This window comes from Actinomycetes bacterium (genome assembly GCA_022599915.1).
Lineage (GTDB): Bacteria > Actinomycetota > Actinomycetes > S36-B12.
On sequence record JAHZLH010000048.1, the window covers coordinates 1 to 25,825 of the forward strand.

Below are 25,825 nucleotides of genomic sequence, written 5' to 3' on the forward strand. Positions count from 1 at the left end.
CGCTTGGCGGCGGGCTTCTTCGGGGCAGCCTTGGCGCTGGTGGTGCGCTTGGCGGCGGGCTTCTTCGGAGCGGCCTTGGCGCTGGTGGTGCGCTTGGCGGCGGGCTTCTTCGGGGCAGCCTTGGCGCTGGTGGTGCGCTTGGCGGCGGGCTTCTTCGGAGCGGCCTTGGCGCTGGTGGTGCGCTTGGCGGTTGCAGTCTTCTTCGAAGCGGACTTTGTTCCACTTGCCTTGCTCGTTGACGCAGTAGCAGTCACGATTTCTCCCTGATGTAAGTAACTTCCCCTAGGTCCACGACTGAACCCCACCCGCAGACCTAGCCATTGTGAGACAGGATCTCTCGAAACCCAAATCCGGGGGTCAACAGTCCTTGCTGCTCCTGCGCAGCTACGCCGGTCCGGCGTTCTGATAGCGAGCAGCCAACTCGACAGTCAAGACGTCGATCACCGAGTGAAGGTGCCGCCTGGCCTCGGACACCTGCCGTTCGTAGTCAGTCAGCCGCGCCAGAACGTCATCGAGCATGTCCGGACCCATATCTGTTGCATCCGAAATGGCCACGTCACTGATAAGCCGCTCAACATAGCGCCGCCGCTCCCCCATGCGACTCGGTTCCACAAACCCATGCTGCGGAATGGAATTTCCGCTCATGGAACTATTAGAAAGCGCCGCTACGAGTTGGGCCACCAACTCTTCGTCTGAGACGGGCGACTCATCCCCTCGACTACGCAGGATCTCCAATCGCCCCTGCAGCATCCGTCGCAGATACGAAAGATCCGACTCTTCCTGCATCGCCTGACTTCGTCGCTCCCGCACTTCGTCAAGCGACAAACCATCCAACGCCGCTGTGAACTTTGGATCGAGTACTTGATCGATCTGTCGCCGCCCACCGGGCATAACTAGAATCATGACAACCCCTTGCGCCAACTAAAGGTTTCCTCCATTGTGCAGGTAGGAGGCCAACTACTCAACTGGCAACCGTGAGTTCTCGTTTACTCGGAACTGGAAAAGTGGTGTAGAGACAGCCATGGGCCCGCAGTCGCAACGGCAACCCTGGCTGGACCACGCCCTAGATTTGGCCGTACAAGAGGCCACCGGTCAACTCATCATTGTGAGCCCCACCGGGGATCACAACTGGTTGTGGTTCCGAGACGGGCAAGTCACTGGAGTTTCTGCGCCGGCTCGCCGCCCGCTGCTCGCACAGCGACTAGTGGCATTTAACGTCATGACCCAGCAGTCCGTGGACAAGGCGCTTACAGCAGCTCGAGAGACCCCAGGGACCCGGCTGATGGACATCATTCTGACTGAACAGGCAGCGCCGGAAGCATTTCTGCGCGACTTTTTGGCCGCCACCATGTCCGAGCAGTTAGCGCAGATCGAAGAGGCCGGGATACGGGAGACCAGTTTCCGAACTGGCGAAGCGCGCCGAATTTCACCGCTACTCGTAGATCTGCGCGATGTCATCGCTGGCGCACGCTCCGGCCTGCACCAGATCCCTGCCGACATCGCCGACCTGGCGGTTGCTACTCAGCCAGGAGTAACCCTTACGCCAGGCATCGAACAATCTTTCGTGAACGTCTGCGATGGCCATCGTCGCCCCGGCCAACTTGCTGATCAACTGGGGTTAACTCTTGACGAAACTGTGTCATTGCTACACCAACTATTAGCCAGCAAAGCCGTCTATCTGTTGGATCCACGAGCAATCGCCTCGCCGGCACCCGACGAGATGCTGCCGCCACCTTTTGCCGATTCGGCAACTGCGGCGCCACCACCGACCAGCGCAAGCCCGCTGCTGGATTTGCCACCACCCGCCGAGATACCAGCGGCGCCATCGGATGAACCCGTCAACGAAGAACTGGTAAGTGCTCCGTACCAACCCGCACACATCCCCGAGTCGCCGACCAAAACCACTGGTGCCAGCTCAGCAGCACCCGGAGCGCTCGAGGCACCCGCCGAACTCCATCAAATGGCTGCGGAACTCGCCCCTGGACTACCGGAAGGGGCAGATATCCCGGAGCATGAGGAGGCGCCGCTGCATCGGATCGCCGACGAAACGATCGACCGGCAAGGAGTTGCCTCGATGCTGGCTGGACTTGCCCAGCCCGCCGCCGACTCACCCGCGTCAACTCCGAAGGCCGCGCCTGCAACTGCGCCAGCACCTACGCAGCAACAACGCTTAACCACCAGCCAAGCGGGTACTCCGGCGATGCGACCCGACCTGCTCAGTGAACTCCACTCGTTGGGGCAGGAGGAGTCGAAGCCCGAAAAAAAGACCCCACCACCCCCGAGTGGCCCGCGAACGGGCGGCTAGCGAACTCCTACCGAATATCCGAATATCGGTTTCTAGGTAACGACAACGACCGGCTGCTGCCCGGCAGCGACTCCGCTCACCTGAAAGGCTTCGGTCGGATCTGTCCGACTCTTCACTACTGCCAGCGCAATCGGACCGAGTTCGTGGTGAACCACCACGGTGCCCACTCGACCCACCCGAGCATCAGCTAGCTGGACGTCATCACCAGGCTGGGGCAAAGCCTCGGCCGAGCCATCCAAGTGCAAGAGCACCAACCGCCGGGGCGGCCGCCCCATGTTATGGGTCCGCGCAACCGCCTCTTGACCCCGGTAGCAACCCTTCGCTAGGTGCACAGCCGGGCCGATCCAACCAAGTTCGTGCGGCAGTGAACGCTCGTCGGTGTCGATACCCACGCGCGGGACGGCCGCCGCCACACGCAGCGCCTCCCAAGCCCACGATCCGGCACGGTGCGGACGAGCTGCCAAGGTCGATGCCAGTTCCTCGCGCAAAACGATCGCTTCCACCGCCGGGAAGTTGTCTGGCCGGGCTGGCACGTATTTTCCCGCTTCACCGCCACGATCGGCGCCCGCTGGTGTAGTTCCGGTACCAGCGAACTCTGCGGCAGCGTGCCAGCTGACCAGCGCCGCGGCCGGGGTGGGCCCGGCGAGCGATCCCACCACCGCCACCTCATCGCTTCGGTCTAGGACCTCCACTCGCAGCATGAATTGCATGGAACGCAGATAGTGCACAACCGATTCAGCAGCCCCCGGAGCCACAATGATCCAGCAGGTTTCTCCATCATCGACGAGGTGTAGTTCGTGCTCCACCCGGCCGTTGGGATCCAAGATCAACGCCGTACGGGAGTCGCCTGGGGCTAAGTCCAAGAGCAATGCCGTCGTTAGATCGTTGAGCCACGACAATCGATCCGGCCCCGACACCGAGACAACGCCGCGGTTGGAGAGGTCAGCGAATGCCTCCCCAGCCTGCAGCCAGCGCTGTTCGCGCATCGGCTCGCCGTAATGCCAGGGAATGCCCTGGTCAAAGACCTCCGGTGTGGGCGGTACTGGTTGCGACATGTGGCCAGTATCCGGTGCAGCGGGTCGAGCAGCAAGAACGGCCAGGTCAGCCTGGGGAATCACCCAACTGTTTTGGTTGAGAACAGTCAGCGCACCGACCGTAGACCGCCGAATGACCGGGCTCGATCACGAAACCGGTATCGGTCGCGATCCGTCGTGCAAAAGCAGCAGCGGTATCCGGTTCGACGCTGGTGACCGCACCACACTCCAAGCAGGACAAGTGAATGTGACTGGGCTCCTCCGCGAGGTGATATACCGGGGCTCCCGCGTCGATGTGCGCGTGTGTGATCAACCCCGCTTGCTGCAGCAAGGACAGGTTCCGGTAGACCGTGGACAGATTGAGTGGCGGGTCGCTGTCGCGCAACTCCTCGTAGATGGACTCGGCAGTCGGGTGGCGCTCTTCGGCAACCGCCCGCAGGATTGCCAATCGCTGCGCGGTCACGCGATGCCCTTGTGCCCGCAGCGCGGCTGCCCAGTCGGACTCTGGCATTAGCCCGGCGAATCGGAAGGCGCGGACTGCAACCTAGCCGCCAGGTGATTTTGCAGCGGTAAATCCATCGCCGCCATATCGAAGGTCCACAACAAGTCCCCCTCGACCAAGCCGTAGAGCCGGTGTCCAGCGGTGTAAGGCTTAGCGCTAGGAGCGCGCGCCACTACGTCGGTGCGTAGTTCCATCTTGGCGCCAAGGATTTGCTGCTGATCCATCGCAGTGACCTGGATCTGACCTTCCCAAATCTCGGAGTAGCCAGTGGGGTGAGTCAACAACATTTCCACCCCCTGATCAGGCTGCGGCCGCAGAAAACCCGACTCGGTGGCGGTAACTCGGATTCGCTCACCCTCATCGTCGAGTTCCCAGGATCGCGACCAGTAGGTGAGGAATGGCCGCCCATCACAACTGAACTGCACTTCTTGCCCGAAGCGGAAGTCAGAAACGGTCGGGTACTGACCAGTTCCCACGCCTACCCACCGGCCAATGAGCCAGGACAGCGGCAATACCTGTTCTGGCAGGTCCATAACCTAGCTCTGACCCTTGAACAGTTCTACGATCACGTAGATCGAGAACCACACGATCGCGATTGTTGCCAGGACCAACAGGCCCTCAAAGAAAAGCTCCACGGAAAGAGAATACCTGCGGCGCTAAGGTCGTGCTGTGACCAGATCCCTCGTTGTGAAAGCAACCGCCGGCTCAGACGACCCGGAACGATGCGCCCAAGCCTTCACTGTGGCTGCCGCCGCTGCTGTCTCCGGAGTCGATATTTCGCTGTGGCTTACCGGTGAAGCGAGCTGGTTAGCGGTACCTGGCCGAGCCGAAGAGTTCCGACTGCCGCACTCAGCCCCGTTGCCCGAATTGATCGCCGAGGTGCTGGCCACGGGATCTGTGACGGTCTGCCAACAATGCGCCGCCCGCCGTGCTTTGGCCGAGGAGGACCTGCTGCCGGGCATCACTATCGCTGGCGCAACTACCTTTGTCGCCGCAGTCACCAGGCCTGAGGTGCAGGCCTTGGTCTACTAGTTCGTGCCCCAGCTACGCTGCTGCGGCACCGCCACGCAGTCGCCGCAGCAGCAGGTAAATCTCACACCCAAGGCAGAACCCGAAAACGGCGTTGAGGAACGATGCTGCCAGAGCTAGACCCGTTGCGATCTGCGCCAAACCCAGCGAACCGACCGCTAGCCCGATCAACCCGACCACCACGAAGATGAAGCCAACTAGTTGCGCAAACCTCGGCGGTGCCGGGTCTTCTCGCTCAGTTGGCGGGGCAAGACGCGGGGCGACCAGCGCACGGTAAATCAGGCCGTATAACTGTGCCCGCATGCCGACAAAAGTGGCTGCGCCGAAAACTAGCGCCTGAAATCCCAGCAATACCGCCGCTAGTGTGACTGAACTCGAGTCATCGCTGGGGATCGCGAGCAGCGCACCAGCTAGCACCAGAGTCGTGATTCCCGCACCAAACCGGGGGCCACGAGGATCGATCGTCGCGGACTTTGCGGCTTGAGTTGCCTCTTGCTGCACGTCGCCGCTCAGGTCATCTGTCATTTCTTTTACTCTTCCTCTTCAGTCCGCTGGTAGCTGACGTTCATCGGTAGCTTCCAGCGTTGCCAACGCGGCCACCACGTCCACCCGACGGGGCAACCCAACTGCACGCTTGCGGATCGTTCCCGAACTATCCAATACGAAGATCGTAGGGGTGCGACGCACATCAAACTTGCGCACCAAATCCATGTGCTGCTCGGCGTCAATGTCCACAAAACGCACCTGCGGATTTTCATCTGCGATCAGGGACAACAGCAGCCTTGCCGACTTGCAGGGCTGACAGAAAGCCGAGGAAAACTGCACCAGTGTTGCTTTGTCGCCCGGCTGCAGCCCCAAACTCGACAACTCCAGCCGCTCCCCACCGTGGGAACGAACTCCCGCGGTGTCTACCGAGACTTTTGACGCGCCCGCAGGAACAGCCTTGGGAACGGTATCGCGCATTCGACCGTCGCTATAGCGACGCCAGACTCCGAACGCGACGGCGGCAGCAAGCACGAGAACGAGCACCCAGATGGAGTTCATTTCTGCCTCCCGACGACGTGGCACGCACCAGCGACCTTGGCGGACGTCCCGGCGGACACGTTGGTGAAAATCCTCGCGAACACCTAGACGGTCCTCCCAATTGTCCCCGAAAACTGGTGGAATCCAAAACTGCTGCAAAGACAATCTTGCGTTGACTAGGGTGCAGTCATGCTGCTGACGGACCTGCGACGGCGGGACCCGAACCTGATTGCGTTGCGTCGCGCCATCCGAGTCGCAGTCGCCGTACCCGTTTCCATTCTGGTGCTGGTCAATATTCCGGCCACTACGGAGACCGCATTATTTGGTGTTTTTGCCTGTCTGGCACTACTGCTCTTCGGCAACTTTGCCGGTAAGTGGAAACTGCGGGCGGCTGCCTATCTCACAGCTACGGTCGTCGGCGGGGTGGTGGTGGCGCTGTGCAGTCTACTGGCCCGGACACTGTGGCCGGCGATGATGGCCATGGCCGTCGTTGCCTTATTCATCAGCATGTTCGCAATGTTGCGCGGCTACTTGGCTGCCGCACAAAACGTGGTGCTCCTCGCAGCCGTGCTGGCGTTAACTAGCGCGGAGCCGCAGCAAACCCCGCAGATTTTGCTGGCCTGGACGATCGGTGGCCTGATCGCCACGGCGGCAGCAGTAGTCCTGCTACCGGCTCATCCGTACGTCGAAATCACCGAGCGGCTGGCTGGCGTCTACCGCAATTTCGCCACCATGCTGCGAGAAAGATGGTCGGGGGACGCCGCTGTCGCCGCGGCCGTATCCGCAGGCGAGCAAGCAACCCAAGACCTGAGCCAGATTCATGCATTGCTGGATGGGAATCTGCAACGGCCCTCCGGCCTCGCTTCCCCCGATCCCGATCTGGGCGTACGGGTCCATTGTGCAGATCAAATTCAGTCTCATGAGGACGCTGCGCTGCGCGTACCACCGCCTGCGGAGCAGGAGCCGCTGCTGACGGCTGCGAATACACAACTTGCCAACGTCACCGCGCAACAACTAGACCACCTTGCGGACAAGCTGCAATACGGAACTACTACCGGGATTGATGCGGCAGCCATGTACGAGAGTCGCGTCGAACATCTGCGGCAGGTGAACAGTTGGTTCGCCCAACGCCGTACCCACCTGGATCCAGCAGCGCTACGCGATCATCTGGACGAATGCTCGCCGTTACGATTCATTTCCGTTCACGCCGAACTCGCCGGCATGGCTGGCGAGGCAAGGGTCCAGGATCCGATCTTGAGGCAGATGGCCGAGCAGCAACAGCAGCGGTGGTGGGAGCGGATAGGCATGCAGCTTTCCTTCGATTCACCCTGGCTTCGGCTAGCGCTGCGCACGGCGGTCGCGCTGGCGTTGAGTGTCGGGGTTGCCAATATGTTGAAGCCGGAACACTCGTTCTGGGTCGTGCTCGGAACCTTGGTGGCGCTTCGTTTCGACGCTTCGGGTACTGGCCGCACCGCTTGGCAAGCGTTGTGGGGTACGGCTGTGGGCGCTGCCATCAGCGCAGGCCTCATCCTGCTCATCGGGGACAATCCCACCGCGTGGGCGATCCTTTTGCCCATCGGGCTCTTTCTCGCCGCCTTTACCCCGTCGACCTTTTCCCTGGGTATCGGACAGGCGGCCTTCACGGTCGCCGTCATCGTGCTGTTTTCTTTGCTGTTTCCGGTCGATGTTGAGACCGCTGAAATCCGATTAGAAGACGTTGCGCTAGGGCTGGCGATCGGAGTAGTCATCAGTTTGGTGATGTGGCCTCGGGGCTTGACGCAAGTGCTGGCGCCGCGATGCGGAGACGCATTGTCTGCAGCAACGGATCACATGGTGCTGTCACTGGATCGCGCGGCCGGTGGCGCAGTCGATGAGCAGATGCTGGACGCGGGCCGAAAGCAGGCAACCACCCAGCTGTTACGAGCACGAGACTCGCTGGAGCTGGTGCTGTCTCAGCATCCCCCGGATCCGGTCGAGTTGCAGCAATGGGAGTCGGTACTCGGCACCGCCCGAATAACCATCATTTCCGGGGACCTGATTACTTCTTGCTCTAACCTCATCGCGCACTACCGTCCCGAAACCGGTGGCCGGATCCCGGAAGTGCTGGTGGTACCGCTACTGGCTGAAGCACGAGCCCTTCGCGATCGCATGCGAGTGATCAGCGTAGCCGTGTCGTCGCCGGAAGGACCCCAGGAGGTGGATCAGCAGGAGCCTAGAAACATTGCTGGGGCGAAGCTCAACGATTTCCGCGATTCATTGACCACGTGGCTCGGTAATAATACGGAGCATAACGATGCAATTGCCGACGCTTCACCGGCGATCATGGTGTGGACGTCTGATCTGATGATGGCCGTCGACCGCTCTGCCGCGGAGTTGGAGGATTCGCTCTCACAGTCAGTGAACTAGCCCAGTCCGCGATCCGATCCAGTAACTCATCGGGGATGCTAGCTTCGGCGTGACCAAAATCTTCTAGCCATAACTCCGGCTGATATCCCACGACATCTCGCTGTTCTGCGCCATTCCGAGCAGCCCGGATGAGTCCACGAGGGTGTTCCTCCGGAAAGAACAGATCATCGCGCCCGTGAACTACCAGGAACGGCGTTGGCGGGATGAGCATGGCAGCCTCCGTCGGTGACATCGGCCACGGTTTTGACCAGGGCGGTGGCGCAACGCGGGTACGCATTACTCGTCGAACGTAAGTCCGGCCTACCGGATGCTCCACCCCAAAATGCAGCCAACGCATGACGGCTGTTCCGCGATAGTTCCAATAGGCCGGGCCGCTAACTGCCACTACCCCCGCACAGCCGCCAAACAATCCTGCATACCGCACCGCAACTGCAGCCCCCATGGAGAATCCGATCACCACGACGCGCCGGAATCCCAAGGTCCGGGCCCAACCGACGGCGGCCGCTACATCATGTACTTCCTGGCTCCCCAAGGTGCATTCACCGCTACTGCGACCATGACCCCGCATATCCAGACCCACAACAGGTAGTCGGCGAGACAGCCGTCGCATCACCCGACGATTTTGCTCCGTGGCAATGTGCCCGGAAAAGCCGTGCGCGACCACGATTACGGTGTCGGTTGCGCTGGCTGGACTTACTGCAGCAGGCAGCAACTGAGCCGCGATTCGTTGCCCGTCGCTGGTCAGCAGCCGACGATGAGTCGGCTGGGATCGGCCAGTATGCTCCACGGTCGGCTATTCTCTCATCAGAGTTCCCGGAGGTCTGCTGATGAGGATTTTGTTGCTCACCTCGCAGCCCGGCCCCGCCGCTAGCGTGCTACCCGCTATCGAATTACTCCCCCACACGCTGCGGGTACTGCCCGCCGAAAGCTCCATGCTGATTGATGCACCCGCTCATGACGCGATCCTGGTCGATGGCCGAGAATCCCTGCCACAGGCGCGATCGCTGACTCGGTTCATCCGAAACACCGGAGTAGCAGCACCGCTGCTGATTGTCATTACTGAAGGCGGGCTAGCAGCGATCCAGGCGGACTGGGGTGTGGACGATTTCCTTCTTGCTACCGCTAGCCCGGCCGAAATTGAGGCCCGGTTGCGGGTGGCGGCTTCTCGCTCCGCTACTGATGAATCAGGGGAACAAGAGACTCCCGCCGACCAAATCCACCAAGGTGCGTTGGTGATAGACGAATCTGCGTACACCGCGACACTCGCAGGCGAACAACTGGATTTGACCTTCAAAGAGTTCGAGTTGCTGCGCTACCTGGCTAGCAACTCCGGCCGGGTCTTCACCCGGGCTCAACTGCTGCAAGAGGTATGGGGCTACGACTACTACGGCGGCACTCGTACCGTCGATGTCCACGTCCGCCGACTGCGCGCAAAACTCGGTTTGGAGTATGAAGCACTCATCGGGACGGTGCGCAATGTCGGCTACCGATTCGTGGCCGACGCAGCCCCGCCCACCCCGGAACCCCAAACCACCACCTAGGCCATGGCCGCCGTCAGCATCTTGCAGCAAACCGCTGGCTCGCGGCCGCCACAAGAGCTTGCCACGGTATTTTCAGTCGAGCAGCGATACACCGCCAGGCGGCCGCTGGGGGAGGAACTCCGACTCGCATTGGCCAGCGACGACCCCTCTTACACCTGGCTATGGTGCGCACCGGCCGGCCGAGCCTACGCCGGGATGTTGCCTGGGAGCACACCACGGCAGCTGGAGCTCACGGCAGATCCCCGCCAGCCCGAGCCAGCGACGGAGCTGCTGGCAACTATCACCCAAGGGCTCAGCACTGGCGTGCTGTGGACGCATGGCGATCTGGCTGCTGGCAGGCAGGCTGCTGTTGCGCTGCAGCTGCATCAGGAGCGCGAGTTGTGGCTCATGCAGCGAGAACTCAGCACAACAGCGGCAAGTAAGCCACCGACCGATGTCCAGTTCCGAACCTTCAACGCGAATCGGGATAGCGAGATGCTGCTAGCTCTCAACCGCGAGATCTTCGTTGACTTGCCAGATCAGGGAAGTTGGGGTCCAGCCGAACTACAGCTCCGTCTGGACGCACCCTGGTTTGATCCTGCCGGACTCATTCTCGCCGAGCGTTCCGGCGAGCTCGTGGGCTTCCACTGGACCAAACTTGAGCGCCAGCAACCGCAACCCCCTGCTGGTGAGGTGTATGTACTCGGAGTAGCAGCATCACATCGCGGTTCAGGCCTTGCTGACTCGCTACTCACCACAGGTCTGGATTACCTTCACCAGCAGGGGGCACGCGCGGTTCACCTGTTTGTTGACGGCGCAAACCAGTCTGCGATTGACCTGTACCTGCGTGCTGGCTTTGCACACATCGATACCGATCGACAATTCAGCTGGTAGTCGACTCGCGTTCAGCCAATAACTTGCGACTTCTAGCGCAACATAGGTAGCGCTGTGGCAATATCGCGGACATGAGCACTCCCACCGAAACAGCCTCCGAAGTGACGGCAGAAAGTTCCCTACCTGAGCTACCTGCCGATCGCTTCCTAGACCGGGAGTTGTCCTGGCTGGAATTCAATGATCGAGTCCTCGAACTAGCTGAGGACGAGAGTCTGCCGCTACTGGAGCGCGCCAAGTTTCTGGCCATCTTTGCGTCCAACTTGGACGAGTTCTTTATGGTCCGGGTAGCCGGCTTGAAGCGACGGATTGCTACTGGCATTGCGGTCAAGGCGGCGAGCGGGCTACTGCCTAATGAGGTTCTGGAAGCCATCCGAGTGCAGTCCCGGAGTCAGATGGAGCGACAGGCCGCCTGCTTCCGCACCGACGTCCTTCCCGCGTTGGAAACCGAGAGCATTGACCTGCTGCATTGGGACGATCTCACCGAGCCGGAGCGCGACGAGCTCCACGAGTTCTTCCGCAAACGGGTCTTCCCAGTGCTCACTCCGTTAGCGGTAGACCCCTCGCACCCATTCCCCTACATCTCCGGTCTGTCCCTCAACCTCGCTGTTGTAGTACGAAATCCTGAAACTGGCAACGAACTGTTTGCCCGGGTCAAGGTTCCGCCACTGTTGCCGCGATTGGTGTCCGTCGGCCCACAGCGCTTCATCCCACTGGAAGATGTGATGGCGGAGCATCTCGACCAACTCTTTCCTGGCATGGAGGTACTGCAGCACCACACCTTCCGAGTTACCCGCAATGAGGATCTTGAAGTGGAAGAGGACGACGCCGAGAACCTCCTCAAAGCGCTTGAGCGGGAATTGATGCGCCGCCGATTCGGTCCACCCGTTCGACTAGAGGTCGAGGAGTCGATCGATGAACACGTCCAAGATCTCCTAGTCAGCGAGTTGGGTATCTCGGAAGAGGAGGTCGTGCGGTTACCGGGTCCCCTGGACCTTACGTGTCTATGGCGCCTCGTCGGCCTGGACCGTGGCGACCTGAAGGAAGCACCTCATGTGCCCAAGACTTCTCAGGAACTGAGCAAAGTCGAATCCGCCGCACCCCCGGACGTGCTGGAGGCGATGCGAGAGAAGGAAGTGCTGCTGCACCATCCCTACGATTCCTTCTCCACCTCGGTACAGCGCTTCCTCGAACAGGCCGCTGCCGATCCCAAAGTGCTAGCAATCAAACAAACTCTCTATCGCACCAGCGGCGATTCACCGATAATCGATGCACTGGTCGATGCTGCCGAAGCTGGCAAACAGGTTCTCGCCCTCGTGGAAATTAAGGCGCGCTTCGATGAACAGGCGAACATCAAATGGGGACGCAAACTTGAGCGGGCGGGAGTACACGTTGTGTACGGGCTGGTCGGCCTCAAGACCCACTGCAAACTCAGCATGGTGGTGCGCGACGACGGCGGCACTTTGCGACGGTACTGTCACCTCGGCACCGGCAACTATCACTCCAAGACCGCGCGGCTGTATGAGGACTACGGGCTGCTCACCACTGATCCGGTCGTCGGTGAGGACATCAGCCGGTTGTTCAATGTGCTTTCCGGCTACTCGATGAACACCAGTTACGACCGACTGCTAGTGGCGCCTCGCTCTATCCGAACCGGACTACTCGATCGAATCGAGCGCGAGGTAGCCCATCACGAGGCTGGTCGGCCCGCTCGGATTCGATTCAAATGCAACTCCATCGTGGACGAACGCATCATCGATGCGCTGTACCGTGCCGCCCAGGTCGGTGTTCCGGTCAGCCTTTGGGTTCGCGGGATCTGTGCAGCTCGACCGGGAATCCCCGGAACTGAAGGAAATTTCCGGGTACGCAGCATTCTCGGAAGATTCCTGGAGCACTCCCGGGCCTACGAGTTCCGCAACGGCGGCGATACTGAGACCTGGATCGGCTCTGCCGACCTCATGCACCGCAACCTAGACCGGCGGGTGGAAACCCTCGTGCGACTGGAATCAGACAAGCACGTGGCCGAGATCAGCGACGTATTCGACCTAGCGATGGACGAGGGCACCTCCGCGTGGGATCTCAACTCGGACGGATCCTGGTCTCGTAGCAGCCGGGACGCCGAGGGCGATCCGCTCCTCGACCTGCAGCAGTACCTCATTGAGCAACAGAATACGAAGCGGGACGCGTAGGCTCGGATAACCACGAGCCGGGCTGGTCAATGAACGAGATTCCTCACACCCACAGAGAGCTGGAGCGAAAGTTTCGGGTGCACGCAATGTTCCAGCTACCCGATCTTGCGGCAATCCCCGGCGTGGGCGGTGTCGCTGCTGAGCCAGATCGGGATATGACTGCGGTCTACTACGACACTGCAGATCTCACCTTGTTTCGTTGGAAAATCACGTTGCGTCGGCGTGAGGGTGGGCCCGATGAAGGCTGGCACCTCAAACTGCCGGTCACGGGCGAGGAAGGTGCTCGAGACGAGTTGCAACTGCCGCTTTCGGCCGGCGAACCGGGTCACGTCCCAGCTGCGATCAGCGATCTCGTGACTGCACTGGTCCGCGATCAGCCGCTGGTACCGCTCGCCACCCTGCGCACCGTGAGGTCCCCACAAATCTTGCTGGACGAAGCAGGAACTCCGGCTCTTGAGGTCGTGGATGACGTGGTCTCAATCATGGACGGCAAGCAGATCGCCGCCCGCTTCCGTGAGATCGAAGTTGAGGCGCTCAGCCCGGAGTGGGGTTCCGGTGCTCTCATCACATCCGTGTGCAACGCCATGCTCGCCGCGGAAGCAATCCCAGGGACGATGTCTAAGGCGGCATCAGCAGTGGGACCGCGGGCTAGCGACCCGCCGGATATCCCAGACCCGAGACCGGTCCATCCCAACGATCCGGCCGCCGCAGCATTGATCGCGCACTTGGCCCGGCACACTCGTCGGTTCCTGCTACAAGATGTCCGTGTCCGTCGCGACCTACCTGACTCGGTACACCAGATGCGCGTCGCAGCCCGGCGGCTACGCAGTGGCTTGCAGGCCTTTGGTTCGCTCGTGGACAAGGATTGGTCGAAGCACCTACGCCGCGAGTTGGGCTGGATCGCCCGAGAACTGGGCGGAGTGCGCGACACGGAGGTGATGATTGATCGTCTCGATGAGCGGATCGAGGAGTTGCAGCCTGATGAGGCCGAGTTGGCCCGTGCTGCCGTCCACGAAGTCCTCGGCACCAAGATAGTAGGCGCCAGAGCAGAGGCGCTGGCGGCGCTGCGTTCCGAGCGGTATCAGGATCTACTACTTGAGCTCATCGATGCAGTCGAACGACCCCGGCTGACCGCAAAGGCAGCTCGCTCTTGCCAGGAGGTCCTGCCGAAACTTGTGGACAAGGCCTGGCAGCGACTGGCCGACGACGTGGCGCAACTCCATGTCGATGGACCAGCCGAGCCTTGGCATGAGTCCCGCATCATGGCCAAACGCGCGCGGTATGCCACCGAAGTAGTACAGCCAGTCTTCGGCAAGGGCGTCCGGCCACTGACGAAGGCACTCGCCGAAGTCACCGAACTACTCGGTGATCATCAAGACGCACATGTCGCTCAAAAGACGCTGGTAGAAATGGCTGCCGCCGACCAAGTTAATGGTCAGGCGGGCTTTGCACTCGGGCTGCTCTTCCGCCTCGAGGTGGAGCACGAAATGAGACTGCGCAATCGATTCCGCCGGCTATGGCCACGCGTGGTCAAGACGAAGAACAAGACGACGTTGGGCAGCCAGTAATGGGCAGTCGCGCGGTCCATGCCGCGGGCGTAGTACTGCTAAACGAGGGGAAGAAGTCCACCAAGGTGCTGCTTGTCCATCGGCCTCGACACCGCGACTGGTCACTACCCAAAGGCAAGTTGGACAGTTCTGAACACGCGGTGGCAGCGGCCGTCCGGGAATGTGACGAGGAAACCGGGGTAGTACCGATTCTGCATGCGCCACTCGGACGGCAGGAGTACCAAATACCGGGTGGGGACAAGATCGTTGATTACTGGCGCGCATCCGCTGGTGTCGACAACGGGTTCGTACCCGACAATGAGGTGGACGAGATCGCTTGGGTGTCGCCCGGTCGCGCCCGAAAGATGCTTACCTACGACCGTGATGCCGAGTTTCTCGATCGAGCGCTCACGCTGCCAATCACTTCGCCGCTGGTAATTCTTAGACACGCGCTGGCGGAAAAGCGTCGCAACTTTTCTGGCAAGGATCGACGTCGGCCACTATCCGGTCGGGGTCGTACCCAAGCCAAAACGCTGGCCACGCTCCTTGCCGCCTTCGGTTGCGATCGGATCGTTTCTTCACCTGCGGTGCGCTGCACCAGAACAGTGACTCCGCTGGCCAAGCAGTCCCATCGCAAGATCGTCACCGAGCCTGCGTTCAGTGAAGAGTCAGCAGCCCGCCGGCCTGATCGGGCACTAGCGGAAATCTCGGCACTCCTCGCTAGCAAGCGTTCCACCGTGATCTGCTCCCACCGGCCGGTACTGCCATTGATGATCGAGCCACTGCTGCCACTTCTCAATGAGAAGCAACAGCGGCTGGTACTGGAGCCACTTCCTGCTGGCGGGATGCTGGTGGTTCACCGCGAGATGAAAAAGAAGGGCTGGCGATTGACTGCCGTCGAGCGGCACGTGCTCTGACCACTGCTGCCAGCGGGTAGGCAACATCGCCGTAGACTGCCGCAATGACTACTCACGTCGTGATGTTTCGTTTCGCCAAATCTGATGACGCTGCTGCGGCGGTCGAACGGCTACGCGGTATGGACGGTCGGATTCCCGGGCTTACCGCCATCCGAGCCGGAATAGACCACAACCGCGGCCCCCATGCCTTCGACGTCATCCTGATTACCGAACACGAGGATCGGGCTGCACTGAAGTCCTACGCGTCCCATCCGGTACATGTCGAGGTGGCGGAGTGGCTGGCGGATCGGATCACCGACCGAGCGGTCGTCGATACCGACGATCTGTAGCGCATCACGATCCGGCTGCGGAACCTGCCGTTACGCCAGCGCGTCGTAGACTGGAGACTTGCAGGTCGAAAATGGGGCCTCGCAGGGGGACCGAGGAGGAACCATGAATCGTCAATCCGCCCTAGTCGTTGGCACAGTCCTTGCAGGCGGACTGCTGCTCGTGGGCTGCACTTCCGCTGAGGCACCCGAACCAGCGCCGATTGAAACAACGGCCAGCACCGGCAACTACGAGGCGACTGTCAAACAAGCGGCCGCCGCCACCGAAGCCGCCGAAACTGCTCGGGTCTCCGGTGACGTTGAAGCAGTAGGCGTTGGGACTGACACGTCGCTATCCCTTTCTGGTGCCATCGACTTCAAGTCGGGGAACTTCCAAGGCACCTTGGCATCCGACCTATTCGGCACGGGCACTGAGGTGCAAATCCGACTTGTCGACGGGAATGCCTACGCCCAAGTTCCGCTCCTCGGCGACAGCTGGATCGAAGCCCCCACCGGCAGCGGTGTCGGCTTGGGAGTGGCATCCGACCAGTTGGACATCTTGCGCAAGATCGCTGACGTGGAGGAAGTCGGCCAGGAGACCATCGATGGCACCACCGCCACGCATTATCGCGGCACCCTAAAGTTGGCGAAGGCCCTGCAAAGTCTTGGCCTCGACCCTGATCAACTCGCCGGAGCCGAAGGCGCCCTGCAGGACCTTGATTCCAAGGCGGTGATCGACTTGTGGATCGATGATCAGGATCGCATCGTGAAACTGGCTCAAGAGATTAGCGGCAAGACCAGCGAGGGTGCTACTGCAGGTGTGACCTCAGTCATTGAGTTCTCCAACTTTGGTGTCGAGGTGAACGTGAAGCCGCCGGCCAAGGACGAAATTCTTGATCTGGATGACCTGGGTGGGCTGGTCCCGACTCCCTAACTGGTTGCTACTACTGGGTGGCGGCGCTGGATCGCCGTGAACCGAAATGTCGTAGCCGCAATGAGTTGGTAACTACCAGCACGCTGGACAGCGCCATCGCGGCGCTGGCGATCATCGGGGAAAGTCGACCTGTCATAGCTAGCGGGATCGCCGCCAGGTTATAGGCGAAAGCCCAGCCCAGGTTCTGCTTGATGGTGCGCCACGTCCGTCGCGCCAGTTCGATCGCGTCGGCCACTGACTCCAGGTCAGAATTAACGACAGTAATGTCCGCCGCTTCGCGGGCCGCATCGGTTCCGGTGCCCATCGCCACCCCGAGATTTGCCTGGGCTAGTGCTGCGGCATCATTGATGCCATCCCCCACCATGGCAACACTGGTGCCGCCCTGCTGTAGTCGCTGAATCTCAGCTACCTTGTCCGCCGGTGCCACATCGGCGATGACCTGCTGGATACCTACCTGCTCGGCCACGGCGGTAGCAGTGCTGGTTCGATCACCCGTGAGCAGAATCGGAGTCAATCCTTGCCCCACGAGTCTGCTGATGGCCGCCTGACTAGACGACTTAATCGAATCCCCTAACTCGATCACCATGACTGCCTCACCGTCGAAACTGGCAACCACTGGGGTATTGCCTCGCTCGGTAGCGTTCGTTACTACCGCGTTCAGTTCCATCGACAACGTCCGATCATCGTGGACTTTGCCTACTTCGATCCTGCTCCCATCGACCCGACCCTCGGCACCAATACCGGGTCGAGCTTGAAAATCGTTCACTACTGGCAGCGTTGCATCTCCCCGCAGCGCGGCAGTCACCGCTCGCGCGATCGGATGTTCCGAGTAGGACTCGACCGCTGCTACTGCCAGCCGCTGCTCGGCAGTACCGCCGGCCACTTCGGTGACCTGCAGCGAACCCGTGGTCACGGTCCCGGTCTTGTCCAAAACCACTGACCGCACTGCCTGCGCAGCCTCCAACACCTGTGGACCCCGAATAAGGATTCCTAACTGGGCGCCACGCCCCGTACCGGCTACGAGTGCTGTGGGCGTTGCCAAACCCAAGGCGCAGGGACAAGCGATAACTAACACCGCCACTGCCGCCCCCACCGCGAAGGCGGTGCCGTAGGTTCCTACAAATAGCCAGCCGACCAGCGTGAGCAGCGATAGCAGCAGCACTACCGGTACAAAGATGCCCGCAATCCGATCCACTAACCGTTCTACGGGTGCCTTATTCGCTTGGGCTTGTTTCACCAACGCTGCGATGCGGGCCAATACCGTGTCAGATCCCACTGCGGTGGCCACCGCGACTACTCGTCCCGATCCGTTGACCGAGCCGCCAACGATATCTGAGCCAGGGGAAACCTCGACTGGGAGGGATTCCCCGGTCACCAAACTGAGGTCCAGCGCAGTGTTGCCAGATGTCACTTGCCCATCGGTGGCGACCCGCTCCCCTGGTCGAACTACAAAGTGCTGGCCTACGCGTAACTGGGACAACGGCACCTCTTGCTCAACCCCCGCGTTATCGATAAGCGTAACTCGATCAACCTGGAGGCGGGACAACGCCGCAACTGCGTCAACGGAAGTATCCGTAGCGCGGGCTTCCAACCATCGACCGAGTAAAACGAAGGTGATCACTACCGCCGAGACCTCGGCATAGACCTCCGAACCACCGACGATGGCCTGATACAGCGACCAGAACCACGCCACACCCGCTCCCAGCGATACCAGGGTGTCCATACCCACCGAGCGATGCCGCAGCCCACGAACATTAGAACTATGGATGGGCCAGCCGCTCCACCACACCACTGGTGCAGAGATCACTACTGCAACCCACGCGGCCCAACTCTGGGTATGGAGGCCCGGAGTCATACCCAATACGGCGACCACGACCGTGAGTGGAGTCGCCAGTATCAGCCGCCGGCGCAGATCTGCAGCCGAACTCATGTGATGTTCATGGCCTGCCATGGTGGACATCTGGGCTTCCTCATGTCCGGAATGTTCCGCATGCTCAGCGTCGCTAGGTGCGAATTCATCGACATGGACTTTCGCCTGGTAGCCCAGCCCGTCAATCACCCCGATCACGTCATCCGGACTACAAGAGTCGGGATCAAGATCCACTCGCGCGGAATGCGTGGCAAAGTTCACCGTCCCAGCGGCTCCGGGGATCTCGTTGATTTTTTTCTGGATGCGACTGGCACACGAGGCACAACTCATGCCCCCCACATCGAGATCGAGTGTGTTTGTCATATCTGCTCCAACGCCACTACTGCCCACGCTATGCCCAGCAGCGCCCCGAAGTCAGTTCTTGGACTGCAACTGCCGCCGCGTTCGCTCTTGATGGCGTCGCCCCATGGCCTCGAAGTACTTAGATGCGAACAGCAGATAATCCGGGATCCCAGCAAAGGCACGCACCATCGCCCCTCGCCAGCGAGGCACGCTCACTACCCGCCTTGGCCGCCGCACTAGCTGCACTATTCGATCTGCAACCTGGGCCGGCTCCGCCAGATGTGGGGCGCTATACGACAGCGCGGCGTGCGGATCATCGATGATCTGCGTCAGCATCGGCGTCAGCATCCCGTCTGGGCACACCACACTTATGCCAACGTCAGTTTCACCCGCCGCGCGCAGTTCACCCATTAGCGCCAAGCTGTAGGACAGTACTGCCGCCTTGGTCGCTCCGTAGAGCGCCTCCCCTGGCACCGGAACCCAGGAGGCCAGTGAGCCAATGTTAATAATTCGACCGGAGCGCCGGGGACGCATGATTCTTAGTGCCGCGCGGGTGCCATTGACGCAACCGAGCAGGTTAACGTCGACGACCTGCCTTATCTGCTGATCGTCCTGCTCCACAGCGGAGCTTGCACCGAGCACGCCGGCGTTGTTGATCCACACATCCGGTTGATATTGGTTGGCCGCTGCGTAACAAGCTGCTGGGTCGCGCACATCCAATAGCTGCTCTGTGTTTTGGATATCGGTGGCGATCACTTCGTCGCCAGCGCTGCCAAACGCGCGCTGTAGTTCCAACCCCAGCCCGCCGGATGCTCCAGTAATCAGCACAACTGCCATAGCCGCAGCCTAGGGCAGTGAGCGAACCTGTTCGCCTTTGCCAAGAACTACGACCCCACCGTCGCTCACGGTGTACAACTCTCGGTCGCGCTCTAGATCAACCCCGATGACGGCACCTTCTGGGACGATCACGTTCTTATCTAGGATCACCCGTCGCAGTACTGCATTGGGGCCAACCCGGACCCCGGAGCACAGCACACTTTCCTCTACCAGTGCACCCTCGCGAATTTGGACGTCATGGGAGATCACCGATGAGCGCACGTGTGCCCCGGCAATCAGCGAGCCAGCCGCGACGATGGACTCGTTAGCCGTACCGCCTTGGACAAACTTGGCTGGCGCCAACGGCGGTGGCGAACTCAGAATGGGCCACTTCCGGTTGTAGAGGTTGAAAACTGGATGCACGCTCACCAGGTCCATATGAGCGTCGTGGTACGCATCGAGTGTCCCGACGTCTCGCCAGTAGGCGTGGTCCCGGTCAGTCGCGCCGGGCACCGAGTTCTCATGGAAGTCGTAAACATGCGCGTTACCAGCGGCGGTGAGCATCGGAATGATATTCCCGCCCATATCGTGGACCGAGTCGGCGTCATCGGCGTCGATCTTGAGTGCATCGATGAGTGCTTCGGTGGTGAAGACGTAGTTCCCCATCGATACGTATGACTGTTCGGGCTTGCCAGGTATCCCAGGCGGATCAGCGGGCTTCTCAAGGAAAGCAGTGATCTGAGTTCCTGCTTCCGCAGCCTCAATGACACCGAACTGGTGAGCTTCCCGCCTTGGCATCGGAATACCGGCCACGGTCACGCCAGCGCCGGTGTCAATGTGTTGCTGCAACATCTGTCGTGGATCCATGCGGTACACATGGTCCGCGCCGAAGACCACCACATACTCGGGCTGTTCGTCATAGACCAAGTTCAGGCTCTGCAGGATGGCATCAGCGCTGCCGGTGTACCAACGCGGCCCCAGCCGCTGCTGGGCAGGTACCGGAGTCACATAGTCGCCAACCAAGGAGGACATCCGCCAAGCCGTAGTGATGTGACGGTCTAGCGAATGCGACTTATATTGCGTCAATACGCAGATTCGCCGCATCCCAGCGTTGACGAAGTTGGACAATACGAAGTCCACAAGCCGGTAGTTACCGCCAAACGGTACGGCTGGCTTGGCGCGGTCTGCAGTTAGCGGCATCAACCGCTTGCCCTCACCGCCCGCTAGGACTATTCCCAATACCCGAGTGCTCACGTCATCACCCTAGCCACGTCTCGGGGCGGAAGCCGGTCCGCTGCCGAACCCGCAGCAGCAAGAATTCACTACTTGACCATCTACCGGCTGACTTTTTAGGCCAGTGGCGTTTATGTGAGCACGCGACGCTGCACATATGACGACACCAGAAATTGATATGCCGCAGGGGCGGCAACCTGTCACCGGGATCACCAGATCTGACTCGCGACCATTGCCACGACGAGCAGTGGATTCACCTTCGATGACGCCACGCCTAGAGATGTTGGTCGAATCCTGTGGTACTAACCCAAACAGTCGTGAGGGACAACTAGCGATTGATTTGATTCGTACTGCGCTGAAGTCACTCACTGACCAGACCGGGGTCGGCGAGCGCAAACTTATGACTCGATCACTCAAGGAAATCCGGCATGCCTATCGAATCTTTGCTGGCTACCCACAAACCCGGAAAATCAGTATTTTTGGGTCCGCCCGAACTCCCGCCGATCACCCCGACTATGCCGCCGCCGTCTCATTTTCGCGCGAAATGGCAAATCTCGGCTGGCTGGCAATCACCGGGGCAGGGGATGGAATCATGAAGGCAGGCCACGAGGGTCCAGGCAGTTCAGCATCCTTCGGCCTAGCGATACGACTGCCCTTTGAAAACACGGCCAACACCATCATCACCGGTGACGCCAAACTCATTCACTTCAACTACTTCTTCACCCGCAAACTTATCTTCCTCAGCCATAGTGATGCCGTGGCTGCTTTCCCAGGTGGTTTGGGGACTCAGGACGAGTTGTTGGAGACCCTGACACTGATGCAGACCGGAAAAGCACCTATCGCACCCGTAGTGCTCGTGGCCGGCGAGAACAGCGACTACTGGCAACTATGGGCAGACTTCATGAGCCGAGGCCTTGTTGCTGCGGGTCTGGCGGATGCCGATGATCTGCAACTCGCCTACATCGCTGCCAGTCCCCGGGATGCCGTCGAACACGTGCGGCGCTTCTATGCCAACTACCACTCGGCTCGTTACGTCGGCAACGAATACGTGCTGCGGGTGCGTGAACCGTTGCGGCCCTGGCAACTACAGGAACTGCAGAAGGAGTTCAGTTTCCTAGTTGCAGACGGTCGGATCCGGCAAAGTGGTGCTTTGCCGGAGGAGACCGATCATCTCGATTTGCCCCGGATCAGGTTCGAACACACCAAACGAAACTACGCGGCCATCAGACGCCTGATCGATCGCATCAACGATTTCCAGCTCGCTTCCCGTGCTGCCGGCAGGCCAAAGCAAGTCAGCCACTACTAGTCTTCCTAGATGAAGATCGGTCTGCTGACCCGGGAATGGACACCGGAGATATACGGCGGCGCCGGAGTACACGTCCAGCAGTTGGCGCTCCATCTATCTCGCTACGGCGAAGTCGACGTGTCCTGCTTTGGACCAGAACGCCAAGACGCGCACGCCTTCAAACCGCCCATGGAACTGAATGAGCAGAACTTCGCACTGCAGACTCTCGGGGTTGATCTAGAGATGACGGCGGCCGCAGGTGATCTGGACATTGTCCATTCGCACACCTGGTACGCGAACGGTGCTGGAATCCTCATCGGACTACTCCAAGACATTCCACACCTCGTTACCGCTCATTCGCTAGAGCCGCGTCGACCCTGGAAGGAAGAGCAACTAGGTGGGGGCTACCGAATCTCGTCGTGGATCGAACAGGAAGCGTACCGCTCGGCGGCCGCGATCGTTGCGGTCAGCGCCGGGATGCGGGCGGATGTTCTCGACTGCTATCCATTCATCGATCCCGACCGGGTACACGTGATCCCCAACGGCATCGATACCGAGGTCTACCGACCCACGAGTGAAAACAGCGCGCTGCTGGAACACGCGGTCTCCCCGGATCGCCCGTTTGCGCTGTTCGTGGGCCGGATCACTCGACAGAAAGGCTTACCGCACCTGCTGCAAGCCGCCGCTAATTTCGATCCCGCAATCCAGTTGGTGGTTTGCGCGTCCTCGCCCGACACCCCCGAACTGGGCAACGAGGTAGCCGAAAGCATTGCCGAACTGCAACGCACTCGAGGCTCGGAATCAGTGATCTGGATCGAAGAGCAGCTACCTCGACCGAAGTTATTGCAGTTCTACAGCCACGCTGCCGTCTTCACCTGTCCTTCCATCTACGAACCACAGGGAATCGTGAATCTAGAGGCGATGGCTTGTGAGACTGCGGTGGTGGCTAGTGACGTCGGCGGCATTCCAGAGGTGGTCGACTCAGCCAGTGGAGTTCTCGTTCATTACGACCCCACAACTCCCGATCAATTTGCGTTGGATTTAGCGGCACAAGTAAACGCATTGGTCGCTGATCCGGAACGCCGAACTCGCATGGGAATATCCGGACGAGAACGAGCACGCACCAAATTCTCTTGGGACGCAATAGCCCAAAAGACTATGGATATTTATCGACAGGTTCTCGATAACTGATTATCTCGATCAGGCATTTCCCAGCGAGGCGTTGTACTTTCCCATGACCTCGGCCGGAATCCGACCTCGTTCGTTAACTGGTACCCCATTCTCCCGAGCCCATGCACGCACTGCACCTGCTGAACTACCAGCGGTCTGGCTGCTGCGCCTCTTCCCCGGCCGGCGCCGAGCACTACTGACAAATGGTGCTAGCGCCTCCCGAAGTTGCTTGACATGAGTTGCAGACAGGTCAATCTCGTACTCTTTCCCGTCCAGTCCGAAGATCACCGTCTCGTCCGCGGTACTGCCGTCAAGGTCATCTTCTAGGACTATTTCCACTCGGCGGGCCACAAATACTCCAAAACGCAGGAACGGACATTTGAGTAAAGCAGCCAATTAGGGTCGATGCAAAAGAATGTATTTGTCGAGGAATATCGGGAAGATTGACTGATTCCTTTGCCAGTTTGTCCTCACCCGACTTGTTCGCTGGCATGACAACTGTCGGTCAGGACAATCGAAGAATCATCCGCTGATTACCCAACGTATTGGGCTTCACTCGTTCCAGATCCAAAAACTCAGCGATCCCTTCATCGCCGGATTTCAGTAATTCGGCGAAGACATCCGGCTGCACTCCTGGCCCATGGAGTTCCTCGAATCCGTGAGCGCGAAAGAAGTCGACTTCAAACGTCAGGCAAAAGACTCGACGGACCCCTAACTGCTCGGCATGGGCCACGAGCTCCCGCAGCACCACACCACCAATTCCGTGGCGAAGCAGGTCCGGTCGCACCGCAATTGTTCGAACCTCCGCAAGGTCATCCCACATGACATGCAGGGCGCCACAGCCAACGATCAGGTCACCCTGTTCGGCTACAACAAACTCCTGCACATCCTCGTAGAGCGTGACGTTCTCCTTGGCCAAGAGTCGGCGATCTGGTGAATAGTGACTGACGAGTTCCCGAATCTGGAAGATATCGCTGGTCCGAGCCGGCCTGACGACGACCTGGCCATGAGCGCCAGTCATGACAACGGCTTCACCAACGGGAAGAGGATGGTCTCCCGAATCCCCAAACCCGTCAGCGCCATCAGCAACCGATCAATTCCCATACCGACACCCGCTGAAGGCGGCATGCCATGTTCCAGTGCGGCCAGAAAATCCTCGTCCAACGGCATTGCCTCATCGTCAATCGCAGCGCGAGCGGCCTGCTCCTGCAGCCGCTCCCGTTGAATGACTGGATCCACAAGTTCCGAATAGCCGGTAGCTAACTCAAAACCATCGACGTATAGATCCCATTTCTCGACGAGTCCTTCGGTTTCCCGGTGGTCCCGAACCAACGGCGAAGTGTCAACCGGATAGTCGAACACGAAAGTGGGTCCCGTGAACCTCGGGGTTACGTAGTGCTCGAGTAACTCCTCTACCAACCGACCTGCGAGCCAGGCGGGGTTCACGTCGATCCCAGCCTCGGCGCACAACTGCTCCAACTCAGTCCGCGCGGTTCGCGGCGTGACCTCCCGACCGACTGCTTCTGATACCGCGGGATACAGCGAAATCGTGGTCCATTCGCCTGCGAGATCATGCACAGAACCGTCGACATGCTCCACCTGGAGTGTGCCGCACACTGCCTGTGCGGCCTCTTGGATGAGCTCGCGAGTTAGCCGGGCAGCCTCACGGTAGTCCGAATATGCCTGGTAGTACTCCAGCATGCCGAACTCTGGCGAGTGAGTGGAGTCCGCTCCCTCATTGCGAAAGTTGCGATTGATCTCGAAGACTCGCTCGATGCCACCCACCACGCAGCGCTTGAGGAACAACTCCGGGGCGATTCGCAAGAATAAGTCCATGTTGTAGGCGTTCATATGCGTCGTGAATGGCTTCGCAGTGGCGCCTCCCTGCAACGTCTGCAGGATCGGGGTCTCCACTTCCAAAAAGTCCCGTTTGGCTAGCGATTCCCGCAAACTAGCCAGCGCAGTGATCCGATCTCGGGCGGTTTGCCGAGCCTCCGGTCGCATGATGAGATCTACGTAGCGCTGCCGTACGCGCGCTTCCTCACTCATCTCCTTGTGCGCCACCGGCAGCGGGCGCAATGACTTGGCGGCAAAGCCCCACTCCTCGGCGAAGATACTCAGCTCCCCGCGGCGGGAGGCGCCAACCTCGCCCCGGACCCAAATCTGATCGCCGAGGTCCACCTCGTCTTTCCAGCGAGCCAGCGACTCTTCCCCGACCCGATCCAGGCTGAGCATCGCCTGGATGGCGGTGCCTGCGCCGGAGCGCAGTGAAGCGAAGCATAGTTTGCCGGTATTGCGCACGAATAGCAGTCGGCCAGCCACTGCCACTTGCGCGCCGGTCATCTCGCCAGCGGGAACGTCTGGGTGTTCCTGGCGTACCTGCTCGATGGTGTGACTGATCGGGACCGCCACCGGGTAGGCCTGCCGCCCCTCGGCCAGAATCCGGTCGCGCTTCGCTAGCCGAATCTGCTGTTGCTCTGACAGGTCCTGCGCTTCGTTGCTCACTC

General features: G+C 60.3%; 26 protein-coding genes. 13 read left to right on the forward strand and 13 right to left on the reverse strand.

Features of this window, described 5'->3' with window-relative positions; all coding sequences use genetic code 11:
* Positions 1–267 (forward strand): hypothetical protein (locus tag K0U62_07615; GenBank protein ID MCH9801379.1); only part of this gene is annotated, 267 nt, incomplete at its 5' end.
* Positions 268–384: 117 nt separating this feature from the next.
* On the opposite strand, the gene K0U62_07620 is transcribed toward K0U62_07615, so the two are convergent.
* Positions 385–903 (reverse strand): aerial mycelium formation protein, encoded by a 519-nt coding sequence (locus K0U62_07620; GenBank protein MCH9801380.1) that lies wholly within the window; start codon positions 901–903, stop codon positions 385–387.
* Positions 904–1,021: 118 nt separating this feature from the next.
* On the opposite strand from K0U62_07620, the gene K0U62_07625 reads away from it, so the two are divergent.
* The gene (locus tag K0U62_07625) at positions 1,022–2,305 is read left to right on the forward strand and encodes a hypothetical protein (GenBank protein ID MCH9801381.1); all 1,284 of its coding nucleotides are present in this window, start codon (positions 1,022–1,024) and stop codon (positions 2,303–2,305) included.
* A 32-nt stretch (positions 2,306–2,337) separates the two neighbouring features.
* Here the strand turns inward: K0U62_07625 and K0U62_07630 are convergent, their stop codons facing one another.
* Genes K0U62_07630 through K0U62_07640 form a run of 3 tightly spaced genes read right to left on the reverse strand, consistent with a single transcriptional unit; the run spans position 2,338 to position 4,374 of the window.
* The gene (locus tag K0U62_07630; protein ID MCH9801382.1) at positions 2,338–3,360 is read right to left on the reverse strand and encodes a folate-binding protein; all 1,023 of its coding nucleotides are present in this window, start codon (positions 3,358–3,360) and stop codon (positions 2,338–2,340) included.
* 46 nt (positions 3,361–3,406) lie between these two features.
* A complete protein-coding gene (locus K0U62_07635) occupies positions 3,407–3,850 on the reverse strand; it encodes a transcriptional repressor (protein ID MCH9801383.1) in 444 nt (147 codons plus the stop codon).
* Entirely contained in the window at positions 3,850–4,374 is a 525-nt protein-coding gene (locus K0U62_07640; GenBank protein ID MCH9801384.1) for an FABP family protein, read from the reverse strand. The genes K0U62_07635 and K0U62_07640 overlap by 1 nt, the downstream gene beginning before the upstream one ends.
* A 136-nt stretch (positions 4,375–4,510) precedes the next feature.
* Between K0U62_07640 and K0U62_07645 the strand changes: the two genes are divergently transcribed.
* Positions 4,511–4,873, forward strand: coding sequence for a DsrE family protein (locus tag K0U62_07645; GenBank protein MCH9801385.1), 363 nt, complete (start codon positions 4,511–4,513; stop codon positions 4,871–4,873).
* 12 nt (positions 4,874–4,885) lie between these two features.
* Here K0U62_07645 and K0U62_07650 read toward each other — a convergent pair whose 3' ends face one another.
* Positions 4,886–5,395: a DUF4395 domain-containing protein gene (locus K0U62_07650; protein MCH9801386.1), complete on the reverse strand. Its 510-nt coding sequence runs from the start codon at positions 5,393–5,395 to the stop codon at positions 4,886–4,888.
* Between the two features lie 18 nt (positions 5,396–5,413).
* Positions 5,414–5,914, reverse strand: a complete 501-nt coding sequence (locus K0U62_07655) for a thioredoxin family protein (GenBank protein ID MCH9801387.1) — start codon at positions 5,912–5,914, stop codon at positions 5,414–5,416.
* 168 nt (positions 5,915–6,082) lie between these two features.
* On the opposite strand from K0U62_07655, the gene K0U62_07660 reads away from it, so the two are divergent.
* Positions 6,083–8,299 carry an FUSC family protein gene (locus K0U62_07660; protein ID MCH9801388.1) on the forward strand — a complete coding sequence of 739 codons (2,217 nt, stop codon included), beginning with the start codon at positions 6,083–6,085 and terminating at the stop codon, positions 8,297–8,299.
* On the opposite strand, the gene K0U62_07665 is transcribed toward K0U62_07660, so the two are convergent.
* Positions 8,214–9,047 carry an alpha/beta hydrolase gene (locus K0U62_07665; protein ID MCH9801389.1) on the reverse strand — a complete coding sequence of 278 codons (834 nt, stop codon included), beginning with the start codon at positions 9,045–9,047 and terminating at the stop codon, positions 8,214–8,216. The two genes, K0U62_07660 and K0U62_07665, sit on opposite strands and share 86 nt — an antisense overlap.
* Before the next feature lie 76 nt (positions 9,048–9,123).
* On the opposite strand from K0U62_07665, the gene K0U62_07670 reads away from it, so the two are divergent.
* From K0U62_07670 to K0U62_07700, 7 genes are all read left to right on the forward strand, one after another.
* Positions 9,124–9,840 (forward strand): response regulator transcription factor, encoded by a 717-nt coding sequence (locus K0U62_07670; protein MCH9801390.1) that lies wholly within the window; start codon positions 9,124–9,126, stop codon positions 9,838–9,840.
* Positions 9,841–9,843: 3 nt separating this feature from the next.
* The gene (mshD, locus tag K0U62_07675; GenBank protein ID MCH9801391.1) at positions 9,844–10,713 is read left to right on the forward strand and encodes a mycothiol synthase; all 870 of its coding nucleotides are present in this window, start codon (positions 9,844–9,846) and stop codon (positions 10,711–10,713) included.
* 71 nt (positions 10,714–10,784) lie between these two features.
* A complete protein-coding gene (locus K0U62_07680; protein MCH9801392.1) occupies positions 10,785–12,899 on the forward strand; it encodes an RNA degradosome polyphosphate kinase in 2,115 nt (704 codons plus the stop codon).
* Between the two features lie 86 nt (positions 12,900–12,985).
* On the forward strand, positions 12,986–14,467 hold the full coding sequence (locus K0U62_07685) for a CYTH and CHAD domain-containing protein (protein MCH9801393.1): 1,482 nt from the start codon (positions 12,986–12,988) through the stop codon (positions 14,465–14,467).
* Complete coding sequence (locus K0U62_07690; protein MCH9801394.1) at positions 14,416–15,363, forward strand: NUDIX hydrolase; 948 nt, start codon at positions 14,416–14,418, stop codon at positions 15,361–15,363. Before K0U62_07685 ends, K0U62_07690 begins: the two co-directional genes overlap by 52 nt.
* A 44-nt stretch (positions 15,364–15,407) precedes the next feature.
* Complete coding sequence (locus K0U62_07695) at positions 15,408–15,692, forward strand: Dabb family protein (protein MCH9801395.1); 285 nt, start codon at positions 15,408–15,410, stop codon at positions 15,690–15,692.
* A gap of 103 nt (positions 15,693–15,795) precedes the next feature.
* Positions 15,796–16,602, forward strand: a complete 807-nt coding sequence (locus K0U62_07700) for an LppX_LprAFG lipoprotein (protein ID MCH9801396.1) — start codon at positions 15,796–15,798, stop codon at positions 16,600–16,602.
* A 10-nt stretch (positions 16,603–16,612) separates the two neighbouring features.
* Here the strand turns inward: K0U62_07700 and cadA are convergent, their stop codons facing one another.
* The 3 genes from cadA to glgC are packed head-to-tail and all read right to left on the reverse strand — an operon-like array spanning position 16,613 to position 20,884.
* Positions 16,613–18,835 carry a cadmium-translocating P-type ATPase gene (gene cadA, locus K0U62_07705; GenBank protein ID MCH9801397.1) on the reverse strand — a complete coding sequence of 741 codons (2,223 nt, stop codon included), beginning with the start codon at positions 18,833–18,835 and terminating at the stop codon, positions 16,613–16,615.
* 51 nt (positions 18,836–18,886) lie between these two features.
* Entirely contained in the window at positions 18,887–19,651 is a 765-nt protein-coding gene (locus K0U62_07710; protein ID MCH9801398.1) for an SDR family oxidoreductase, read from the reverse strand.
* A gap of 9 nt (positions 19,652–19,660) precedes the next feature.
* The gene (glgC, locus tag K0U62_07715; protein MCH9801399.1) at positions 19,661–20,884 is read right to left on the reverse strand and encodes a glucose-1-phosphate adenylyltransferase; all 1,224 of its coding nucleotides are present in this window, start codon (positions 20,882–20,884) and stop codon (positions 19,661–19,663) included.
* A 136-nt stretch (positions 20,885–21,020) separates the two neighbouring features.
* Here glgC and K0U62_07720 point away from each other — a divergent pair, with 136 nt between their 5' ends.
* Together K0U62_07720 and glgA are read left to right on the forward strand one after the other, a co-directional pair.
* Entirely contained in the window at positions 21,021–22,169 is a 1,149-nt protein-coding gene (locus K0U62_07720) for an LOG family protein (protein MCH9801400.1), read from the forward strand.
* A 9-nt stretch (positions 22,170–22,178) separates the two neighbouring features.
* Positions 22,179–23,339, forward strand: coding sequence for a glycogen synthase (gene glgA / locus K0U62_07725; protein MCH9801401.1), 1,161 nt, complete (start codon positions 22,179–22,181; stop codon positions 23,337–23,339).
* A 9-nt stretch (positions 23,340–23,348) separates the two neighbouring features.
* Here the strand turns inward: glgA and K0U62_07730 are convergent, their stop codons facing one another.
* The 3 genes from K0U62_07730 to lysS form a co-directional block, all read right to left on the reverse strand.
* Positions 23,349–23,669 (reverse strand): Lsr2 family protein, encoded by a 321-nt coding sequence (locus tag K0U62_07730; protein MCH9801402.1) that lies wholly within the window; start codon positions 23,667–23,669, stop codon positions 23,349–23,351.
* A gap of 154 nt (positions 23,670–23,823) precedes the next feature.
* Entirely contained in the window at positions 23,824–24,339 is a 516-nt protein-coding gene (locus K0U62_07735; protein MCH9801403.1) for an amino-acid N-acetyltransferase, read from the reverse strand.
* The gene (gene lysS / locus K0U62_07740; GenBank protein ID MCH9801404.1) at positions 24,336–25,823 is read right to left on the reverse strand and encodes a lysine--tRNA ligase; all 1,488 of its coding nucleotides are present in this window, start codon (positions 25,821–25,823) and stop codon (positions 24,336–24,338) included. The genes K0U62_07735 and lysS overlap by 4 nt, the downstream gene beginning before the upstream one ends.
* Between the last annotated feature and the right edge of the window lie 2 nt (positions 25,824–25,825).

What these genes read in the sequence shown, in the direction of transcription:
- K0U62_07620 (MCH9801380.1), bottom strand. Translation starts at nt 903, where the DNA reads ATGATTCTAGTTATGCCCGGTGGGCGGCGACAGATCGATCAAGTACTC.
- K0U62_07625 (MCH9801381.1), top strand. Translation starts at nt 1,022, where the DNA reads ATGGGCCCGCAGTCGCAACGGCAACCCTGGCTGGACCACGCCCTAGAT.
- K0U62_07630 (MCH9801382.1), bottom strand. Translation starts at nt 3,360, where the DNA reads ATGTCGCAACCAGTACCGCCCACACCGGAGGTCTTTGACCAGGGCATT.
- K0U62_07635 (MCH9801383.1), bottom strand. Translation starts at nt 3,850, where the DNA reads ATGCCAGAGTCCGACTGGGCAGCCGCGCTGCGGGCACAAGGGCATCGC.
- K0U62_07640 (MCH9801384.1), bottom strand. Translation starts at nt 4,374, where the DNA reads ATGGACCTGCCAGAACAGGTATTGCCGCTGTCCTGGCTCATTGGCCGG.
- K0U62_07650 (MCH9801386.1), bottom strand. Translation starts at nt 5,395, where the DNA reads ATGACAGATGACCTGAGCGGCGACGTGCAGCAAGAGGCAACTCAAGCC.
- K0U62_07655 (MCH9801387.1), bottom strand. Translation starts at nt 5,914, where the DNA reads ATGAACTCCATCTGGGTGCTCGTTCTCGTGCTTGCTGCCGCCGTCGCG.
- K0U62_07660 (MCH9801388.1), top strand. Translation starts at nt 6,083, where the DNA reads ATGCTGCTGACGGACCTGCGACGGCGGGACCCGAACCTGATTGCGTTG.
- mshD (MCH9801391.1), top strand. Translation starts at nt 9,844, where the DNA reads ATGGCCGCCGTCAGCATCTTGCAGCAAACCGCTGGCTCGCGGCCGCCA.
- K0U62_07680 (MCH9801392.1), top strand. Translation starts at nt 10,785, where the DNA reads ATGAGCACTCCCACCGAAACAGCCTCCGAAGTGACGGCAGAAAGTTCC.
- K0U62_07685 (MCH9801393.1), top strand. Translation starts at nt 12,986, where the DNA reads ATGTTCCAGCTACCCGATCTTGCGGCAATCCCCGGCGTGGGCGGTGTC.
- K0U62_07690 (MCH9801394.1), top strand. Translation starts at nt 14,416, where the DNA reads ATGGCCACGCGTGGTCAAGACGAAGAACAAGACGACGTTGGGCAGCCA.
- K0U62_07695 (MCH9801395.1), top strand. Translation starts at nt 15,408, where the DNA reads ATGACTACTCACGTCGTGATGTTTCGTTTCGCCAAATCTGATGACGCT.
- K0U62_07700 (MCH9801396.1), top strand. Translation starts at nt 15,796, where the DNA reads ATGAATCGTCAATCCGCCCTAGTCGTTGGCACAGTCCTTGCAGGCGGA.
- cadA (MCH9801397.1), bottom strand. Translation starts at nt 18,835, where the DNA reads ATGACAAACACACTCGATCTCGATGTGGGGGGCATGAGTTGTGCCTCG.
- K0U62_07710 (MCH9801398.1), bottom strand. Translation starts at nt 19,651, where the DNA reads ATGGCAGTTGTGCTGATTACTGGAGCATCCGGCGGGCTGGGGTTGGAA.
- K0U62_07720 (MCH9801400.1), top strand. Translation starts at nt 21,021, where the DNA reads ATGACGACACCAGAAATTGATATGCCGCAGGGGCGGCAACCTGTCACC.
- glgA (MCH9801401.1), top strand. Translation starts at nt 22,179, where the DNA reads ATGAAGATCGGTCTGCTGACCCGGGAATGGACACCGGAGATATACGGC.
- K0U62_07735 (MCH9801403.1), bottom strand. Translation starts at nt 24,339, where the DNA reads ATGACTGGCGCTCATGGCCAGGTCGTCGTCAGGCCGGCTCGGACCAGC.